The organism is Hahella sp. CR1 (genome assembly GCF_029813005.1).
Lineage (GTDB): Bacteria > Pseudomonadota > Gammaproteobacteria > Pseudomonadales > Oleiphilaceae > Hahella.
On record NZ_JAPELK010000001.1, the window covers coordinates 1,190,366 to 1,205,186 of the forward strand.

12 protein-coding genes and 1 tRNA gene are annotated in these 14,821 nt (G+C 48.3%); 6 read left to right on the forward strand and 7 right to left on the reverse strand.

The annotated features are described in order from the left end of the window. Positions 1–113 precede the first annotated feature (113 nt). Positions 114–1,388 (reverse strand): Xaa-Pro peptidase family protein, encoded by a 1,275-nt coding sequence (locus tag ONV78_RS05350; protein ID WP_279501690.1) that lies wholly within the window; start codon positions 1,386–1,388, stop codon positions 114–116. 211 nt (positions 1,389–1,599) lie between these two features. Here ONV78_RS05350 and ONV78_RS05355 point away from each other — a divergent pair, with 211 nt between their 5' ends. Continuing rightward, positions 1,600–3,036, forward strand: a complete 1,437-nt coding sequence (locus tag ONV78_RS05355) for a right-handed parallel beta-helix repeat-containing protein (RefSeq protein WP_279501692.1) — start codon at positions 1,600–1,602, stop codon at positions 3,034–3,036. A 20-nt stretch (positions 3,037–3,056) separates the two neighbouring features. On the opposite strand, the gene ONV78_RS05360 is transcribed toward ONV78_RS05355, so the two are convergent. Continuing rightward, positions 3,057–3,902, reverse strand: a complete 846-nt coding sequence (locus ONV78_RS05360; protein WP_279501694.1) for an AraC family transcriptional regulator — start codon at positions 3,900–3,902, stop codon at positions 3,057–3,059. A 165-nt stretch (positions 3,903–4,067) separates the two neighbouring features. Here ONV78_RS05360 and ONV78_RS05365 point away from each other — a divergent pair, with 165 nt between their 5' ends. The 3 genes from ONV78_RS05365 to ONV78_RS05375 all read left to right on the forward strand — a co-directional run bounded on the left by ONV78_RS05365 (position 4,068) and on the right by ONV78_RS05375 (position 6,258). Next, positions 4,068–4,733: a glutathione S-transferase gene (locus ONV78_RS05365; RefSeq protein ID WP_279501696.1), complete on the forward strand. Its 666-nt coding sequence runs from the start codon at positions 4,068–4,070 to the stop codon at positions 4,731–4,733. 34 nt (positions 4,734–4,767) lie between these two features. Further along, positions 4,768–4,965 (forward strand): hypothetical protein, encoded by a 198-nt coding sequence (locus ONV78_RS05370; protein WP_279501698.1) that lies wholly within the window; start codon positions 4,768–4,770, stop codon positions 4,963–4,965. A gap of 183 nt (positions 4,966–5,148) precedes the next feature. Beyond that, on the forward strand, positions 5,149–6,258 hold the full coding sequence (locus tag ONV78_RS05375; protein WP_279501699.1) for a hypothetical protein: 1,110 nt from the start codon (positions 5,149–5,151) through the stop codon (positions 6,256–6,258). Between the two features lie 61 nt (positions 6,259–6,319). Here the strand turns inward: ONV78_RS05375 and ONV78_RS05380 are convergent, their stop codons facing one another. From ONV78_RS05380 to ONV78_RS05390, 3 genes are read right to left on the reverse strand one after another with little or no spacing between them, the layout of a single operon-like run. Then, positions 6,320–6,928, reverse strand: a complete 609-nt coding sequence (locus ONV78_RS05380; protein WP_279501701.1) for a HEPN domain-containing protein — start codon at positions 6,926–6,928, stop codon at positions 6,320–6,322. A 60-nt stretch (positions 6,929–6,988) separates the two neighbouring features. Next, positions 6,989–8,437: a hypothetical protein gene (locus ONV78_RS05385; protein ID WP_279501703.1), complete on the reverse strand. Its 1,449-nt coding sequence runs from the start codon at positions 8,435–8,437 to the stop codon at positions 6,989–6,991. Then, positions 8,427–9,848 carry an SMEK domain-containing protein gene (locus ONV78_RS05390; protein ID WP_279501705.1) on the reverse strand — a complete coding sequence of 474 codons (1,422 nt, stop codon included), beginning with the start codon at positions 9,846–9,848 and terminating at the stop codon, positions 8,427–8,429. Before ONV78_RS05390 ends, ONV78_RS05385 begins: the two co-directional genes overlap by 11 nt. Before the next feature lie 752 nt (positions 9,849–10,600). Here ONV78_RS05390 and ONV78_RS05395 point away from each other — a divergent pair. Both ONV78_RS05395 and ONV78_RS05400 read left to right on the forward strand, forming a co-directional pair. Then, on the forward strand, positions 10,601–11,257 hold the full coding sequence (locus ONV78_RS05395; protein WP_279501708.1) for a YkgJ family cysteine cluster protein: 657 nt from the start codon (positions 10,601–10,603) through the stop codon (positions 11,255–11,257). 75 nt (positions 11,258–11,332) lie between these two features. Next, complete coding sequence (locus ONV78_RS05400; RefSeq protein WP_279501710.1) at positions 11,333–12,079, forward strand: hypothetical protein; 747 nt, start codon at positions 11,333–11,335, stop codon at positions 12,077–12,079. A gap of 619 nt (positions 12,080–12,698) precedes the next feature. On the opposite strand, the gene ONV78_RS05405 is transcribed toward ONV78_RS05400, so the two are convergent. Continuing rightward, a tRNA-Ile gene (locus tag ONV78_RS05405) sits at positions 12,699–12,775 on the reverse strand. A 110-nt stretch (positions 12,776–12,885) separates the two neighbouring features. Beyond that, a complete protein-coding gene (gene rpoD, locus ONV78_RS05410) occupies positions 12,886–14,805 on the reverse strand; it encodes an RNA polymerase sigma factor RpoD (protein WP_279501712.1) in 1,920 nt (639 codons plus the stop codon). Between the last annotated feature and the right edge of the window lie 16 nt (positions 14,806–14,821).

Consider the following 14,821-nt stretch of genomic DNA (forward strand, 5'->3'; position numbering starts at 1 on the left):
ATGAGAGTGCGCTAAGCTCCTGACTGGTTTGGAAGTGGCTGAAAAAGATCTTTTATGAGACGCCGGGCGTGGCGTCTATGTTGGCGAACGCTATGGGGCCTTGTGTTACCAGGCTAACGATAAAGCACTTCCCGGTTCACGGTGGTTAAAAACTCGCAGCCATTGGCGGTGACTTCCACTGTATCGGATAAAAAGGCGTCGCCAATGCCGGAATTGAGCAGCCAGCTCATCAAGTGAAACGTCATGCCTTCGCGTAACTGCAAATCAGAATTGCGGCGCAGTCCCACGGGGACGCCACTGCCGGACCAGCTGGGCGGATAGCCGATACCGATTGAGTAGCCGCAATGGTGACGGGAATAGTGAGCCAGATTATTGCGGTCCAGCACCGCCTGCCAGGTCTCGTATACATCGCCTGCTCTTACGCCGGGCTTGATGGCGTCGGCGGCGGCTAACATGGCTTCCCTGCAAATCGTATTGACCCGTTGCGCTTCCGAGGGCGCTTCGCCAACAAAGACAAAACGGCCAATAGGCGCATGATAACGGCGCACGCAGCCCGCCATTTCCAGAAACAACAGGTCGCCCCGCTCCAGCGCCATGTCCTCCCAGGTGCCGTGTTCGTGAGCGAGGGTGCGGGTGGATCGCACCAAAGGCACGAAACCGGGGTAGGTGCCGCCACGTCGGAACATAGCGTCGTAAATAGCGGCCATGATTTCCCGGGCGTTTACTCCAGGGCCGGCGGCGGCGATGGCGGAGAGCATCATGGAGTCGGAGATGGCGGCGGCTTCCCGCGTGAGTTCTAATTCCGCAGGGGATTGAACGATGCGAACGTCGTCCACCAGGTTGTCCAATTGGCGCCACTCCGCGTCTGGAACGCCATTCATGATCCCTTCGGCGACGGAGTAGGGGAGAAAGGTGCTGTTCATGTCGATGCCGATAACGCCTTTGCCCAACCCGGCGTCATGCAAGGCTTTTACTGTTTCACGCGCAGCGGCGGTAGGCGTGAGGCTTGGACGTTTGCGGGTAGCGTCACGGGTCGGCGCGCCCATGGTCATCGACCAGGTGTCTTCAGAGATGGCGACATCGTCCTCGCCAGGCGGCGGCTCGCTGCCGTCGCTGTAACCGATGTGCACGACATCCGGCGCCTGATCCCGCACGGTGGCTTTTTCCATCGCGCGAGTGATGAGAATTGGCTGACCGCTGGAAGGTAAAATCAGTAGTTGGCTGGCGAAGTAACCTTGATGGTCCAGGCCGGTGAGGTAGTAAATATTTTCAGGGCTGGCGATCAGACAGGCGTCCAGCCCCCGCGTCGACATCCCGGCTCTCACCTGCGTTCGGCGACGCTGGTACTCGGCGTCCTTAAAATAGCGACCACTGACGTTATCCATCATAGCTCCTCCTCCCAAATCTATGTCTCAGGTTCGCGCCTGCTTAACCTTTCCTCCGGCATACCTCTTATCCCCACTGTAGAAGCCAATGGGTGAGAATTCAATTTAAGGACCGAGACTTACCGGACGATCAGCCTAGATCCTATCTACTATTCGAAGGGGGTAGGGGATTCAGTAGACTGGCCCTCTAATGGAGTACGAATGGGAAAGTCTGATGAAGAATAAAACGCTATGCATAACGGCCCTGGCATGCCTCACATTGAGCGGCTGCGGTGGAGGAAGCGACGCGACTGGCGACGCCTCGAACGGTGGGAGCGATACTGGCGACAACGAGGTGGAGATCATTGCTGGAGCGCTGTATGTCAGTCCAGATGGCGATGACGCTAACGATGGCCACCTAACATCGGAGGGCGGAACAGGCCCCTGGAAAACGCTGCAAAAAGCGGCTTCCACAGCGGTTGCGGGAGAGGTGGTTTATGTCCGCTCTGGTGAGTACAAAGAACCGGGGCCGATAGCCGGCAGCGATAAACTTTGGGGCGTGAGAGTGCTAAACGATGGCGAAGAAGGGAAACCTATCGTGTTCGCCGGTTACCCAAAAGACGACGCGAAGCCTGTCGTGGACATGGATTATGAAGCGCCCTGTTTTACCCTGTATGGCCGTCAGCATGTGGTCATCAAAGGCTTTGAGATGCGTGAGTGTCGTGGCGCAGGCGTCTGGGTGATGAGCGGCAGCGGCCGGGATAATCTCTATCTCTCCATTGCGAATAATTATATTCATCACATCAACGGCGGCGCAGGAACGAATGTGGCTGGCGTGCGGATGGATACGGTCGGCTATGGCGTCATCGCCAATAACCGCATTCACCATATACGCGTCGATGGCGTGGACAACGGCAACGCCGCCGGCGTGCTGAGTTACCGCATGTATGAAACCACCATCAATAACAATGAGTTTTACGACGCCCACTCAGGTGTGTTTCATAAAGCTCCGGACTACGAAGGACGTAAAGGCGGCGTATTCAGAAACAATTTGATTCATGACGTTTCCAAGGCGTTTTATTTCAACACTAATACCAGCGTTCCCGCCCCCGGGGCCCACGTGAATACGGAAATCAGGCAGAATGTGGTGTATGGCGTCGAGACCTTCATTTACGACTGGACGTTTGGCTCCAACACCCAGAATAAAGGGCTGAAGGTGTCTAACAATACGGTTATCGGCGCCAATCTGAATGTTCGCGGCTTCACTGAGTTTGAGTTTCACCACAACATTCTGTTCGGCGGAGCCAACATCACTACGACCTATCAGGAAGATGTTTTCACCAACGACCAGAAGTTTCCCCCGGGTCTGAAAACCGTCGATTACAACCTGTATTCGGAGGACTTCACCGCCACGTTGGGACGCTATAGCTCGGAAACGGTCAACTATGCTTCGCTGGCGGAATGGCAAGTGGCGGGGGCGACCTTTGATAAGTTTTCTCTGAACGTTCCCAATGGAACGCCGGATATCAACAGCGCAACCACCAGTGACCCGAAATTCCAGAATTTAGGCGGCCATGACTATCGACTCAAACCAGAGTCTCCTGCTTTGCATCCAGACGGAAATATCGGCGCTTACATCAAAAATACTGACCAGATTGGACCCGATTGGTGATCAGGCTTGAGACAGGGGAGTTACTTAATGACTTCCCTGTCTGGCCGTTGTCCCGCCGCACCCCGGATAGCTGTGGGTGAAAAGCCGAAGCGCTGCTTGAATCTCACCGAGAAACGCGAAGCCGACTCGTATCCAACCTGATAGGCGACACTGGCGATAGCTGCGTCCGTTGACTGCAGCAATGACAAGGCTAATGACATCCGGACATCCACAAGAATCTCACTGAATGTTTGCCCCTCTTTGGCGAGTTTGCGTCGAAACGTCGCTTCGCTCATCGCCAGCGATCCGGCAATGTCTTGCGAGGTCCACTTCCTGTTCGGCTCCGCGCCGATAAGCAGACGCACTTTCCGTTGAAGGTCCGCTCGCTCATCAGACCTGAAGACATATCCCGTGTTCGCCAGCCAGTGTAAAAGTTCGCAGACACGATGTTCTGCGACCAGCTGCGGGATTGCCTTCGGCTCCCTGATGGCTCGAAGGCCCCGCTCGAAGGCGAGGGTGAACTCTGTTCCCAGCCCTTGCATGGAAACGATGCCTTGTACGCCTCTGCGTCCTGGAAAATCGGGTTCCACTTTGCGAATGAGCGCCCGAGGGCAAACTATCCAGTCAGCCTCAAACTGACCGTCATCGGTTTCATTTTCGACATCGCAGGCCGCGCCCGCCCCGATGGCGACAGCGTCGCCGGGAAGCAGAACGACGCGTCGCTCACCCATGAGCAAAGTCTTTTTCCCGCGTCTAACCAAGATCAGCGTTGGGTAATCGGTGACGAACTTGCCTATGAACAAATCATTGCGCGTCAGGATAGACGCCGTGATTCCAGCGCCTTCTCTGGAGATAACTGTCCGTTTGATTGAAGTCTCTGAATTCATTCGTCGTTTCAGGGTGAGTCTTTATAAATCTGCGCCCAAGCGTTAAGACGCATTGATCGCATCAGCACAGCTTATGAACGTCTCGGCGCAGGTCGCGCAAATACTCTTATGTATCATTGGATTAGGTTTATCTCAACAGACAGAAAGGGAAACGAAGGAATCATAATGCTGACCGTTCATCACTTGGGGCGCTCTCAGTCGGAGAGAATCGTCTGGCTTTGCGAAGAACTTGGAATCGACTACGACCTCAAATGCTATAAGCGCCGGACGGACAACAAAATGGCTCCGCCGGAATATAAAAAACTGCACCCTCTAGGCGCCGCGCCGGTCATTACTGACGGCGACCTTGTGCTCGGCGAGTCTGGCGCCAACATAGAATATTTGGTTGCGGTATACGGTCGTGGCCGCATGACGATCAGGCCAGGAGCACCCGGTTACACCGACTACCTGTATTGGCTCCACTTCGCCAATGGGACATTTCAGGCGTTGCTACTAAGAATGCTTTCACTGGAGCGCGTCGACGCCTCGGACAACAACGCCCCTCTGACGATGGCGAAAGAACGCCTCCAACTGATGCTGTCCATGATGGAAAAGAAACTGGGCGAATCAGACTATCTTGCCGGAGACACACTGACCGCCGCAGATATCATGGTTATCTTCTCACTCACCACGATGAGACTGTTTAAACCCTACAACCTTTCACAATGCCCGAACATCCTGGCCTACCTGCAACGCATTGGCGCACGGCCAGCATACCGGCGAGCTATGCAAAAAGCAGAGCCGGATTTAACTCCAGTACTAGGAGCCAAGCCGTCAGTAATAGCATTTTAAGTAGTAGCGGGTGATGGGGCTGAGATAAATCGCATTGAGCACCGCCTTGATGGCGGGCCAGGACACCGGGCTGACCTTCGTCACGCCACCGGAACCCTACGCGACCACCAAAGCGCCGGCGTTTTACTCCTGGGGCGGCGGTTATCACTGTATGGACGCCTTGGCCGAGGTGTACGCCATTCCGCGCATAGCAGGGCGACGGCGTGGTCTATGTAGGAAGCTGGGCGCATAGCTACTGGGCGACCCAGCCCGTGGAGATCCCGACGCACTTATTAAACGGCTTCGGCGTGGCCAACCGCGCCCGCCTACCGGCGACGCCGAAACTCCGCCCGAGCGTTTGGCTGAACCAAACCCATTACGTCACCCAGGTAAGCCTGGCCGACAATCATATGAATCTAACCTGGAGCGCTGCGCCGTGGACGAAGAGATTAAAAAAATAGTATTGCGGATGTTTCCAGAGCTGAGCGGCAATTTGCATTTGCCGTGCCTGGCCAAGGTAGTGGCGATCAGCGACCCACTGCAAAAGCCGGAACTCTGCGACCGCTTCCGCCCCCGCTACGCCGTAGACGTGCGCGTACTGACGCCGCAGGGCGAGGAAGACCCGGAGTTACCGCTTTATCGCTGCGTGCCATTGCCGGCGTCCTATGGCGGCATCGAGCGCGGGCAATACGGTTTCCCAGAACCCGGGACCATCGTAGAGGTGGCGTTCGCCTACGGCCTCCCGGATCAGCCCTTTATCCGCACAGTATTGGGGCAGGGTTTAGGCGCGCCAGGCATCCAACCCGGTGACCTGGTGTGGCAGCAATCCGAAGCGGTGCGCCAGCGTGTCAGCGCCAAAGGCGACTGGCTACGCGAGACGCACGGAGACATCACCGACAAAAGCGCCCGTCGGCGCGTGGATGCCTTGGACAACCAGGAGCGTTACCAGGACAGCCAGACCGAAGTCAGCGAACATAGCGCGGAGCATATCGGCGGCGTGAAGACCGTGGAAGCCCTGGGCGCGTTAAAGCTGCTGAGCGGCGGGCACGCCAACCTATCGGCGGCGGATAACCTGAACCTGACCACCGCCGCCGACTTTAACCAAGCGGTCGCCCGTGATCGCCAAGCGTCGATCCAAGGCGACGACAGCGCCACCGTCGGCGGCTCGCGCTCCGCAACGATCAGCGGCAGCGACACGCAGACCAGCGCCAACAAAACTATAAACGTTCAGGGAAGCCATACGGATATCGCCAGCGCGACCAGGAAGATTCAGGCGCAAATCATCGAACTAAAAGCCAACGCCGCCGTGACCATCCAAGCGCCGGCCATCGCCATGGGCGGCGGTGGCGTGGATGTGTTGCAGGTGATGGCGGATCTGATTGGGGTGGTTCAAGAGTTGGCGGCTACGACTGCGAGCCATACCCATGCCGGAGGAGGAAGCGGAATACCGTCTAGCTGTGAGATACATGGTAGCCAGGCACGCACTGCAGAAATGTTAAAGAGAAGTATTGTAAGGCTTAAAGGCATCATAAATTATGAAAATTAGTTCTGTATGAATTTTTACTTCATCACTTATAAGAAACAATTAATATAATTTTTTTGATTCTTTAATTGTCAAACATATCTAAAACATCATGCCCAAACTTCTCAACAGCTAGAACCCAGGTTTCCACCTGTTGCACACTTATACTTTTAACACGGTGGTTACCTCTCCCACCGGTTTGATCAAAGTCAGCTCTATGCACAATAAGGTGTCTGCGGGCCATCAATTTAGTCAACGCATCAAATTCAAAATCCATTTCGTCAAAAACCAGCCCCAATGAAGTCAATATAAAAACAATATCTCCTTTATTGTTGTAATTTGAGTATTCAAGATAATTTTCAATTGATTCACATATTAAATCTTCTACTTTTTTTCCTTTGTGAGGCACTAACTCGCCAAGTAAAAACTTTGAAGGAGATCTGCCATTCGAGCCTATTAATGGAATCCTATTAATTACTTCTTTATTCGCATCGGGAAACTTCCAAGATGATAAACTACGTAAGAAGTCCTCCAAAGATGCGTGCAGAAACACGGTGGCTGCTCGTAGCAAGTCAGTCTGCCTATGCCCTCGGCGACCACGCCCGTTCCCCTGAAGATGAGTTTGATAGATAGCAATCATGTTGCGTACTCTATCAATATTATCATTAAGGCGCTTATCAATAATTTCTTTCATGCTATTGCTTGGCCGTGAAAATATGAGAAGAAAATAAGAGTTGTTTTTCTTCGAAATAGGTTACATGTAAAATCTATAGCTTATTTGCGGTTTCTCATTTGAACCTATATATTTCATTATATCTCCAACCTTTCTTGAGCACTCAATTGTTATCGGATATCGACCATCAAACTGGGTGTTGTTCCAATTCATTTTGGTTAGTCCAAGGATCTCCTTACATAGCTCCTCAAGTGAGGAGTCATTCTCATATGCTCGAATTTCTAGTGGAACGGGCACATACATTCCCGGATAAGTTTTATAATATCTAACAAAACCTTTTGTATAAAGAATGGCCACTTTTTCAGATAGAGTAAGCAAGACTCCTCTCATAGGTGGATATTGTTCATAACTATAAAGTCTCACCTTAGAATTCATTATTGTAACAAAATCCTTGCGCCTTATTCTTTTATCAGTAATCGCTCTTGTAAAACCTTTTACTTCGCTTTCTCTAAAATTACTTGATTTATGTATAACAATTCTTGCTGGCATTTGCATAATTGCATGATCATATTCATTAAGGGCATTAATCATTATCTCATATGCCTGACTTTCACTCATGAAAGGTCTTCTATCATTCTTATCTATTTGAACTGGAGCCCCTCTTAATATTACCCCGTGCCCAAACTCATCAAAAACTTGAGCAAGGCTTGTCGATACAGTTTCTCTATCTCGGCTCTTATAAAATCCTATGCCAACATAACAAGTTTTCGGTTTATGTATATCTTCAACCAGTCTCCACGGAATGGTTTTATTGCATTTATAGTAAATTGCAGCGCAAAAATTCCATGCTCTCGTGGCATCATCCTGTTGCCCTTTGTTCGCTTTCCCAATAGTCAATGACTTTTCTAGTACCAACTGTAGAGGTATTCCAAAATGCATTGTTCGTGCTTTCAGAAGTCGCCTAAAATTATGCTCTAGTAGGTTTGAAGGGTTGTCCTCATCAGCTTCGGATTCTGCGTCAACAGTAGCTGGCTCACAGCCCACAGAAACTTCTTTCGTTAGTGCATCAAAAATATCATTTGGTATTATGCAAACAATTACATCAACGGACCTGTGTTCAGAAAGAAATCTTACTTGTTCATAATATAAATCTACACAAGCATTAACCCTTTTCTCTCTTGACTCGATATTGATAGTTTTATTTAGTTCTGACTTCTGAATGGTTCGAGTAGAGGAAGTGCCGTAGATAAACTTTGCGTAAAATCCATGATGATTTGAAAAGCCAGTAAACCCGCGGAATAAGTTTGGGTAGTTAGACTCTTTGCCATCAATACCTTGTTGACACTTTTCAAGCCATAAGTCTAGTAGGTCAACTCCCTCCCCCCTTCCTACGATACCTACTCTCAACTCGCTTTGTCTTAACTCTTCATTCTTATCATATACGCCAAGATTAACTATTCCTGATTTCGGACATATATTAGTTCCATTCGCAAACTCTAGTTCTGGCTCCTTAAGAATCTTAATCTGCATCAACATCTCCTTCAGTATCACTGCCAGATGCTTCTACGGCATCATAAGGTTCATCTAAATTACATTCAAATTCCTGTAATTCAGAAAACTTAATCAGAGAACTATCCTCGATATTGTTTATAAGGAAATAGGCTATAAATCTTACTAAATTGCGCACAGACTGATTATATTCTAGACGTTTTTGTTTGGATAGTAACTTATCATGAAACCTACTTTTCTTGTATAAGTTTGCTGTATAGAGCCAGTTTGGAGTAATTAATACATACCAAGTCCCACTTACATGAATAAAGCTCAGCTCAAATGATAAGTGTTTGTGATGTGCAATTTTTGATGGATCTTTTCTTTGATAATTTTTTTCATATACAGTTCTTTCTGTACTCTTCTTACCTACCCAAGAAACTTTTCTAATATCTTGATTTTTGTTTTCAGGTAGAAAGTAATACTGGCGAACTTCGTTGCTCCAGCCAATATTGCGAATCAATAATTGGTCTCTAATTGTTTCCCTTAGTAAACTCTTAAATATGTTGGTGTATTCTTGAAATTCATTTTTAGTTAAATCTTCAATTTGTAAGACTTCAAGTGTTCCAATATCAATAATTGAGCAAAATGAGCTTATTTCTTCAATGTTATAAAAACTAAAAATTTTATTCTCATGGATACACCATCCATTAAGTCCACCCCCACTCATCTGTAAGGCAAGTTTTACCACCAACCACTTGCCCGGTGGCCTTTTCTTTTTATACCCATAATTGGCTTTCGCCTCAGAGATTATTGACTCTCTATTCAAGCTTAACTCGGCAACATATATGTTCTCTGGAAACTCTATGCCAGCCATATTTGAAATAAAAAGATGAGGTGTATTGTCCGACGATGTTTCTATTTTTAAGTGGGTCTGAATATCACCCAGTATGTGCTGCAGTTCTTGAAGCATCCTTTGTTGAGAGGCAAGAGTTAACCCTGTAATTTTTTTGAGTATATCCCCTGTATCAATAATATGTTTATTTACATCAAAAGCAACGCAGCCGCCAGCAACTTTGTCAATAGCATCTTGGGAGTAACTATTTTGCTTTTTTGTAATTATGAATACATAAACCTCATCAAAAGAGTTTCTGTAATTCCTGTTTTTAAACTGCTCAAGCGTATGTTTTATTTTATCTATGCCAGTGCTTGACGTGATTTGGAATGCTACTCTATCCCTTTCATCACCAAGATCAATTCCAGGATAGTTTTCGGTTTTTTTATTTAGATTTACGAGATTTGGGCAGTGGTATAACTCTTTCAGTATCGGTATCCATGCATCCTCTGAAATGAAGTTAACATCGAGACGCCCCTGACTCCTAGCCAGTTCAACCTCCGTCACCATCCGGCTGACTACCTGCCTGAGTTCATTCTCAACCGCTATTTGTTTCATGGTTACACTGTCCCTAAACGGTGAAGCACGCCCCAAAACTTCGATAGGCAACTTACTTGTCGCAGCTTGTCCTGTGATAAGGATAGCTCAAATATTGAGCATAATAATCAGAGCCTTTAACGGCGATGGTTCTCAATAGCTTCATGTATGCAACACATTCTTGTGCGACCAAAAACTCACTCCTCCCCACGCCTGCTCGGTTTGAGCAAATGCCGAGTCTGTGAAACTGGAGTTAGACCTTAAGCCCTAAGGGGCAAAGGCTTTGGAAATGTCAAAAATTTCAATTATTGAATGATTCCGAACTAAGCTGTACTAGATCACCTAGTTTAAGTGATGGTGGTGAGGGCAGGTGGTTCCTTTCACTTTTAACTGTATATAAATACATGCTATTTCTCACATGCCTGGGAAGTCGCAAGCTTTGTTGTACTAAATGGCGCGTTTTTTTGTAAATGAAGTAGTTTGACTTTCCGGGATTTGTGCTATGGAATCAGTGGGCTGGAGGAGCTATCTTCAAAATGTTGGAATAGAAAAACGTCAATCCACGCAATATGTTCATTTGAAAGACGCGAAAGTCTTCAACGATAGTTCTACGACTCCGTCTGATGAAGGCACATTATGGCGTGGCAAGCTGAGTTCCATTTCTGGCTTCAGCTTAGGGATGCTGGGCCAAATCCCTAAGAAGTTACCCGCTAGCTTCAGCCAGCCCCTTTGCAAGGCGCTAGAGTCAAAATATAGAGGTAGGTGCACCAGGCATGGATAGCAAAAAGATAATTGGAAAGTATAAAAAATCAGCAAGTGAAAAACTTAGAGGTACAGCCACCTCTCTGGCCCTGATTTATAATATCAAGAAGTTCCACTCTGCTACTGATGAGTTAGCTTCAGCCAGACTTAAGAATCGATCACTACCCTCTTTTGAGTGTGCAAAAGGCTGTGCATATTGCTGCAGCTTGAGAGTAGAAATTCTCCCACCAGAAGCATTCCGAATTGCGAGATACATCAAAGGTATTGAGCCCGAGGCAAGAGATGACCTTCAAAAACGCATCGAAGCCGGAGCCCAGTATGCCGAAGGGAAAACGTTTAAAGAATACAGTAGACCTTGCCCATTCCTCTCAGAAAGTGGGACTTGTGAGATTTACTCCGAAAGGCCACATAAATGCCGCAAATATTTTTCAGTAAAGGTCTCAGCTTGTAGAGAAAACAACTCAGCACTGGAAGATCGCGAGTTGGTAGATGCTGAGAATGATTTGGTACGGGCGTTCATAGAGTTATATAAAAAGAAGAAGGTGGTTATGCACCCCGCTGAGCTATCAAACGCGGTCCTATTGGCACTAAATGATCCTTCGCTTGAAGAACGATGGGGGAAGGGCGAACAGGTGTTCGACCTTTTGCCTGAGAAAATTGAACTATAACAAGTAGTTGTGGTTTTTTACTGTCCTGTGTGGGCTGATAAACATTAGCGTTATATTTTTAGAGGTATCGAAGGATTGGATGAGAATAAAGATAAGCTGAAGGAATATTTGTCTTTCACCAATGCTCTACTTGATTCTATGGATCAGAGTGTGAAATCGACCTCAGAATCGGACGTTTGGAAGCACTCCAGCTACAAAACATATATGGGGAAATACAATAACCTTGTGAAAGAGGTCGCCTCTTTTACGTCGGGTACGGCTTTGCTAGATACGTACGATTTAGACAAGATTCCTTCAATGGTTGATACAATCGCGATACAGCAAAAAGGTTTTTTTGATTCAGTTCATTCAAATCTTTCTATATTGAAAGCCCTTTTGGAGAACAAGATTGGTATTAGGGAAGATAAGGCTCTTCAAATCAGAGACTTTCTCCAGGCAAACCTCAGGAGGGCCATGTTTAGGCAGCCTGATAAGGAGGTAGAAGTTCAAGATGCTATTGAGCAATTACTAATCGGCAAAGGGATGCAAAAGGGCGTCGATTACGACCGAGAAGTTGGCAGGGTCAAGGTTTCAATAAAAGAGGTTATTCCAGACTTTATATTCCAAAAACTCGGCCTCGCACTAGAGATTAAGCTCTCGAAGACGGCAACCAAAAGCAAGGCGATTGTTGATGAAATAAACGCAGACATAATGTCTTATTCAAAGGAATATAAGTCAGTAATTTTTCTCGTCTACGATCTTGGCAGTATCAGGGATGAGGCTGAGTTTAAAAGTGATCTTGAGGTGACTGATGCAGTTTCAGTCATTGTCATCAAGCATTGAATCTAAACAAGGAAAGACCTGCTGAAATTTTGCGCTGCTGCTCTGAGCATTAAGTGCACAAAGGTGGTTTTAAGTAAGTAGTAGTAACACAACCCCCGAATGAGGGCGACTCCACAACTCCAGATACAAGAACTTCACAAAGTAGTTTCAATACGTCCCCGCATAGGGCGACTCCATAACTATAGCCCGTTGTTTTCAATAATGTTATTGACGCATTTGCGCTAACCTCTATTTTTACGTGTTGTTGAGAGACTACTATTTGCCGGGATAGTGAAAAGTCATCGCATTTTCAGTTTGCTACGACTGCGCTGTCCTGCCAGGGATTTCATGGGAACCTGTGTTAGCGCTGGGAACAAGTAGGTAGATACTGAAGATGCTTACGGAAATAGTAATAGTAGGGAAGGGAGGCTCTGGATAGGTCGTAGGGGGCGCTTAATAAAGCCTGCTTGGAAACAGGCCTTTAAGAAAATCATCAGTTTCACCGCCCCTTTTGGTCGTCAGTGAGAACTCAAACTTTTTTCGCGTTGACACTTTGTTGACACTTAGGCGTAAACAGCACGAAATTACGCCGCTATCGAAAATAGATTGAATTATAAGACACTGTTTTTAAAAGAAAAATTGGTGGGCCCACCAGGACTTGAACCTGGGACCAACGGATTATGAGTCCGCTGCTCTAACCAACTGAGCTATAGGCCCTTATAGTGTTTCTGATTTCTCAGAAGTCCCGAATTAAGAGGTCCGGGGAAGAGAGGGCGCCAATTATACCTTTCAGATATAGTTGGCGCCAGTATTTTGCTAGCTTTCGATTAATCGTCGATGAAGCTACGCAGATGGTCTGAGCGGCTGGGATGTCTCAGCTTGCGGAGGGCTTTGGCTTCGATCTGACGGATACGCTCACGGGTGACGTCGAACTGCTTGCCGACTTCTTCCAGAGTGTGGTCCGTATTCATCTCAATACCGAAACGCATGCGCAGTACTTTGGCTTCTCTTGCGGTCAAACCAGCCAGTACGCGGCGAGTGGATTCTTTCAGGCCTTCAGTGGTTGCTGAATCAATCGGAGACTCTGCATGAGAATCTTCGATGAAATCGCCCAAATGCGAATCTTCGTCGTCACCGATTGGCGTCTCCATGGAGATGGGCTCTTTGGCGATTTTCAGGACCTTACGTACTTTGTCTTCCGGCATGTCCATCTTCTTCGCCAGTTCTTCCGGCGTGGCTTCACGGCCCATTTCCTGCAACATGTGACGGGAAATGCGGTTCAGCTTATTGATGGTCTCAATCATGTGCACCGGAATACGGATAGTGCGGGCCTGGTCAGCGATAGAACGCGTGATCGCCTGACGAATCCACCAAGTCGCATAAGTGGAGAACTTGTATCCGCGGCGGTATTCAAACTTGTCTACCGCTTTCATCAAACCAATGTTGCCTTCCTGAATCAGGTCCAGGAACTGCAGTCCACGGTTGGTGTACTTTTTGGCGATGGAGATAACCAGACGCAAGTTGGCTTCCACCATTTCCTTCTTGGCGCGACGTGCTTTCGCTTCGCCAATGGAGATACGACGGTGGATTTCCTTGATGTCCGCAACAGGCAGATCAACGTCATTCTGAATGCTGACAATGCGACGTTGCAGGCGAGTGATTTCCTCTTCCTTGGTTTGCGCTGTTTTAGCCCATTCCTCGCTTCTTGCAGCCAGACCCTTGACCCATTCAAGGTTGGTCTCATTGCCGGGGAACATCTTGATGAAGTTCTTGCGCGGCATTTTGCAGTCGCGGGTACAGATATTCAGGATCTCGCGCTCGTACTTACGGACACTGTCGTTAGTGATGCGGATCGTATTGATAATTTCGTCGAACTGCTTTTGCGCCAGCTTGAAGGGAGCAAAAATACGACTGACCTCGTCAAAGCACTCCTGTGCTTCACGGCTGGCGCGGCCATGTTTGTCGATGGCGGCGTTCAGAGTGTTAAAGGCTTCGCGCAATTCAGCAAAACGGCCGCGCGCAATTTCAGGGTCGGGGCCACTGTCATTGTCGTCGTCGCTATCGCTGTTGTCGTCGCCCTCGCTTTCTTCGTCTTCGTCCTCGTCGAGGTCTTTTTTGGCTTTAGCGTCGTCCTTGCCTGAGCTTTCTTCTGCTTCTTCGTCCTCATCCTCATCTTCGTCGATGTCGTCGGACTCTACTTCTTCGTTAGCTTCAGGAATGACACCATCTTCAACGGGGTCAAGGAACCCTGTGATGACGTCGGAGACGCGACCGCCATCTTCGCCTTGTGTGGCGTCAAAAGCGGCAAGAATGTTGGAAACCGTGCCAGGATAGTAAACCAGCGTGGCCATAACATCGCGCAAACCTTCTTCGATGCGCTTGGCGATCTGGATCTCACCCTCACGAGTCAGCAGCTCAACCGTACCCATCTCACGCATGTACATACGCACTGGGTCAGTAGTGCGACCTACATCGTTTTCGACAGAGGCAAGCGCCGCCGCAGCTTCCGCTGCTACAGACTCATCAGTGGAATCACCATCGGTGATCAACAAGGTATCCGCATCTGGAGCTTCTTCGCAGACCATGATACCCATGTCGTTAATCATGCGTATAATGTCTTCCACCTGATCCGGATCTGCTATATCCTCTGGCAGATGGTCGTTAACTTCTGCGTATGTTAGGTAACCTTGTTCTTTGCCGCGGGCGATGAGTTCTTTCAATCGAGATTTTCGGGAATTGCCTGACATAGTCACCCTACGAATT

Excerpts from the sequence above, each read along its gene's own strand:
- ONV78_RS05380 (WP_279501701.1), bottom strand. The coding sequence starts at position 6,928 with ATGAAAGAAATTATTGATAAGCGCCTTAATGATAATATTGATAGAGTA.
- ONV78_RS05395 (WP_279501708.1), top strand. The coding sequence starts at position 10,601 with ATGGATAGCAAAAAGATAATTGGAAAGTATAAAAAATCAGCAAGTGAA.
- ONV78_RS05365 (WP_279501696.1), top strand. The coding sequence starts at position 4,068 with ATGCTGACCGTTCATCACTTGGGGCGCTCTCAGTCGGAGAGAATCGTC.
- rpoD (WP_279501712.1), bottom strand. The coding sequence starts at position 14,805 with ATGTCAGGCAATTCCCGAAAATCTCGATTGAAAGAACTCATCGCCCGC.
- ONV78_RS05385 (WP_279501703.1), bottom strand. The coding sequence starts at position 8,437 with ATGCAGATTAAGATTCTTAAGGAGCCAGAACTAGAGTTTGCGAATGGA.
- ONV78_RS05350 (WP_279501690.1), bottom strand. The coding sequence starts at position 1,388 with ATGATGGATAACGTCAGTGGTCGCTATTTTAAGGACGCCGAGTACCAG.
- ONV78_RS05360 (WP_279501694.1), bottom strand. The coding sequence starts at position 3,902 with ATGAATTCAGAGACTTCAATCAAACGGACAGTTATCTCCAGAGAAGGC.
- ONV78_RS05390 (WP_279501705.1), bottom strand. The coding sequence starts at position 9,848 with ATGAAACAAATAGCGGTTGAGAATGAACTCAGGCAGGTAGTCAGCCGG.
- ONV78_RS05355 (WP_279501692.1), top strand. The coding sequence starts at position 1,600 with ATGAAGAATAAAACGCTATGCATAACGGCCCTGGCATGCCTCACATTG.